Here is a 3,463-nt window from a genome sequence, read left to right on the forward strand (position 1 = left end):
CGTACTCGGTGTTGTGGAACTGGTCGAAACCCTTCATGTGGATCGTGTGCTTGATCCAGGACTCACCTGCGACCAGGACGCGCAGCGGGGGCGTGCTCAGGGTGTCGGGCACCTGCCCCTCCTCTCGTGATAAACGTTTCTGCTCATGGCATACAGCCGCCGGTGCGCGGCCTCTACCGGGCTGAAAGTAGCCAGGTCCGCGAGAACTGACAAGGGGTAGGAACGTTTCCACCCGGTAACGGGGCTCGAGCGGCTGAACGAGGCGCCTCCGGAGCGCGGCCCGGGGCTCACCGACCGGACGGCCCGTCGGGAGACTCGCTGGGTGGCCGGCCCCTACCGCAACCGCTACCGGATGGTGTGCGGGCCTGCCGAGCAGGCGGGCCGCTAACCCCTCGGCGCCCTCGGGGGCCCAGCGCAGCTCCAGCGGCCGGCCGGGTGCTTCGTCACCGCGGGTGATCGCGCGTACCCATCAATTGGCCGTTGACAAGCCGAGGAGCGGAGGCCAAACTCAGGCGCCATGTTGAACGTTTGTTCAAAGTAGCCCGGAAGATCGGGTCGACGCAGGGCGGCGAGTTCGTCAGGAAGCTCGACCCCCCTGTGACGGAGGCCGAGGCGGTCGCCGTGGGCAGGTCGATTCATCACGAAGGGTGGGATCCTCAGGTGGTCCGCAAGACCAGAGAGCTGGAGCGTGCCGCTCAGGCAGTGCGTTCGGCCGTCGAGGCGCTTGCCTCCGGTGGGCTGGTCGTAGTTGCCGATGACCATGAACGCGAGAACGAGGGCGATCTGATCGCGGCGGGCGCTCTGATAACCGCGGACACGGTGGCCTTCATGGTGCGGCACACGACCGGCATCCTGTGTGCCCCCATGCCTGCCGCCCGCGCTCGGGAGCTGGGGCTTGCGGACATGGTCCCGGAAAGCACGGACCCCCACGGCACCGCGTTCACGATCACCGTCGACCACGGCAGCTGCGGAACGGGCGTGTCGGCACAGGATCGAGCCCTGACTCTGCGGGCCCTGGCTGACCCGGCGGCTGTTGCAGCGGAGTTCACCCGGCCCGGTCACATCTTCCCGCTGAAGGCCCGCGAGGGCGGAGTGCTTACCCGTCCCGGGCACACCGAGGCCGCTGTCGACCTCCTGCACCGAACCGACCTCCCGCCAGTCGCGGTGATCAGCGAGATCCTCGACGAGGACGGTGATATGGCGCGCGGAGACACGCTCAAGCGGTTCGCCGCGGAGCACGGGCTGCCCTTCCTGACGATCGCGGACCTGATCAAGGTCCGCGACGCGGAGCGTGCCGAGGTGCGACGAGTCGCAACGGCGGCGCTGCCCACGGTGTTCGGCGACTTTCAGGCCGCGGCCTACCGCACCAGCGACGGCGCCGAGCACCTGGCGATCGTGCTCGGCGACGTCGCTGCACAGGAGGCCTCCGAAGACGGTGTCCTGGTCCGGGTACACAGCGAATGTCTCACCGGAGACATCATCGGCTCGCTGCGCTGCGACTGCGGCGCCCAGCTCGAGCACGCGCTCGCCGCGATCACCCGCGAAGGCTGTGGCGCCGTCATCTACCTGCGAGGACACGAAGGCCGCGGAATCGGACTGGCCAACAAGATCGCCGCATACAGCCTCCAGGACGACGGCCTCGACACCGTCGATGCCAACGTCGTCCAGGGCCTACCGGTCGATGCCCGCGACTACGGGCACGCTGCGGGCATCCTGGCCGATCTCGGTGTCCACAACGTTCGCCTCATCAGCAACAACCCGGCAAAGAGCGCCGCTCTGCGCGAGCAGGGGCTGTCCGTGGTCGCACAAGTCACAGTCCCCTACGCGGAAAACCCACACAACGTGCGGTACCTCAGAGCGAAGGAGAATCGCATGGGGCACCAGAAATTCGACACAGTCGCGATGTAAGGAATGGTTGTGTTCGCCCCACCTTCGGTGAGCGGTCTGGTGCAGCAGTTGTCGTGGGCCGAGCATCTTGCTCGGTCGATCGCTCAGATCGAGGTGGGTGACTCGGTCAGCGCGGTGTTCGACGGTTCCAACCACATCTTCTGACCGGTCGGATGGCCGACCGCCTGCGGTTTAAGGAGACGCTCATGCTGCTCGACCCCCTCAAGATTCGGGACCTGGAGCTGCCGAATCGGGTCGTCATGGCGCCGATGTCGCAGCGCTCCGCTGACCAGACCGGGTGCGCGAATAGTTGGCATCTGGTGCACTACGGCTCGCGTGCGGTCGGTGGTGTCGGGCTCGTGATGATCGAGGACTCGGCGGTCTCGCCCGAGGGCCGCGGCCACGGCGGCGCTCTTGGCCTCTACACCGACGAGCAGGCCGCGGCGCTGGCGCCCATCGTGGAGTTCTGCCACCAGCAGGGGGCCAAGGTCGGTGTGCAGCTCGGGCACACCGGGCGGAAGGCCTTCGCCGACAGCGACGCGCTCAACCAGGTCGTGGGTGCTACCGGGGCACCCTTCAACGCCTCGAGCCACCAGCCCCACGCGCTGACCGACGAGGAGATCGGCGACCTGGTCGCTGCGTTCGGGCAGGCCGCAGCCAGGGCGAGTCAGGTCGGCGTCGACGTGATCGAGATCCACGCCTCGCACGGGTACCTCATTCACGAGTTCCTCTCGCCGCTGACCAACCACCGCTCAGGCCCGTACGGCGGCGACCCCGAGGCCAACAGTCGCTTCCTGCTCGACATCGTGGAACGGGTGCGCGCAGCCTGCGGGCCGGGAATGCCGCTGTTCGTCCGGCTGGCGATCGACGACCTCGCCGACGGCGGCTGGCATGCTGACGACGCCATCCCGGTCATCAACCAGCTCAGCCGGGCCGGCTGCGATGCCATCGACGCCGCGGCCGGCGGCGCAGTCGAGGGCGCGTCATCGTTCGAGATCCCGGTCGACTTCCGCAACCTCGCCGCACAGGTCCGCGAACGCACTGGTGTGCCGACCATCGTCGCCGGCGGCATCAGCAGCGCAGAAGCAGCCGAAGCCGCGCTTGCCGGCAGCGACTGCGACCTCGTCGCGATCGGACGGCTCCTGCTCACCAACCCCTTCTGGGTCAACTCCCTGAAGGAGTCGACACAGGCCAGATGACCACACCCACGCAAGACCGACCTCGACGCCCGAGCGCACCCTGCTACCCGGCCGTTCCCGAACGAGCGCACCTCCAAGCAGTCCGTCGCTGAGTGGGCCTTACTCGGCCACACAACGCCGCATTCCGACCTCGGGTGGGTGGCGAGAACCCAGCCTCGCCCCACGTTGTCGCAGCTGGTCTGCGGAGCGTCGGATTCGGCCTCGTCCGTTCCTTCCTCGTCACACACGATTCTCGATAATGGAGTGAGTTATGGCATTGAAGTTCTGGGTGACGGCGCCCTTCTTCTACTCGGACATGGATCGCCCGTGGGGCGAGCTGCTGCAGGACATGCTGACGATCGTCGACACCGCCGAGCGGCTCGGTTTCGAGGGTGTCG

General features: G+C 67.5%; 3 protein-coding genes. All 3 read left to right on the plus strand.

The features are described from left to right. Positions 1-660 precede the first annotated feature (660 nt). From ribA to HF519_RS29590, 3 genes are read left to right on the plus strand one after another with little or no spacing between them, the layout of a single operon-like run. Positions 661-1,908, plus strand: a complete 1,248-nt coding sequence (gene ribA / locus HF519_RS29585; protein ID WP_312860426.1) for a GTP cyclohydrolase II — start codon at positions 661-663, stop codon at positions 1,906-1,908. A gap of 9 nt (positions 1,909-1,917) precedes the next feature. Next, positions 1,918-2,052, plus strand: a complete 135-nt coding sequence (locus HF519_RS32625; protein WP_281358680.1) for a hypothetical protein — start codon at positions 1,918-1,920, stop codon at positions 2,050-2,052. A 41-nt stretch (positions 2,053-2,093) separates the two neighbouring features. Further along, positions 2,094-3,086 (plus strand): oxidoreductase, encoded by a 993-nt coding sequence (locus HF519_RS29590; RefSeq protein ID WP_211170767.1) that lies wholly within the window; start codon positions 2,094-2,096, stop codon positions 3,084-3,086. The last annotated feature ends 377 nt before the right edge of the window (positions 3,087-3,463 follow it).

It is taken from the genome of Pseudonocardia bannensis (genome assembly GCF_012911875.1).
Classification (GTDB): Bacteria; Actinomycetota; Actinomycetes; order Mycobacteriales; family Pseudonocardiaceae; genus Pseudonocardia; species Pseudonocardia bannensis.